Genomic DNA, 572 nt, shown 5'->3' with positions numbered 1-572 from the left:
AATCCCAAAGCCAAAAACATTCTTTGACTTTGAGTATTAAAAGGATAAACTTGAGCAGTTACCTTAACCATTTTTTTCTCTTTGGCCAGCTGTATCATTTCAGAAATACACCGTCTTCCGATCTGTAAATTCTGATACTCTTTGCTGATCACTATAGAAAGCTCTGAATTATCTTGAAGTGTCACATCTCCAACTAACACTCCCTCATATTGGATATAATAGCACGAACCATGTGAAGTTAGGTAATCATACATTTTATGAAGTTTTGTTACATCGTAAATCTGATCAGTATTATCCACTTGTTTGCAAACCTCACTATCCTGATACCAAAGAAGGGAGATGGCATCATTTCTATAATAAGGAATAAGAGTGATCCGATCATCTACTATTCTATTCATCATGACTTGTTCTTATTTCTATTTAGAGGTTTCTTCCGATACTTCAATATTCCCAATCAACCAATTGGACATCTTTTTACCCTTGTCTTTATAAGGATTGGGAGGAAACAAGGTGAAAGGGGGAATGCTGGCATCTGGGAAAAATAGTTCTACGCTTATCGTTCGCTCGCGATT

General features: G+C 36.2%; 1 protein-coding gene. It reads right to left on the bottom strand.

Annotation, left to right across the window (positions count from 1 at the left end; all coding sequences use genetic code 11):
• A partial coding sequence (locus tag HMPREF2904_RS12135) for a GNAT family N-acetyltransferase (protein ID WP_070660394.1) occupies window positions 1-401 on the bottom strand: 401 nt, incomplete at its 3' end.
• Window positions 402-572 lie beyond the last annotated feature (171 nt).

The organism is Streptococcus sp. HMSC072G04 (assembly GCF_001813295.1).
Taxonomy (GTDB): domain Bacteria; phylum Bacillota; class Bacilli; order Lactobacillales; family Streptococcaceae; genus Streptococcus.
This window is presented reverse-complemented; position numbering and strand designations above follow the sequence as displayed.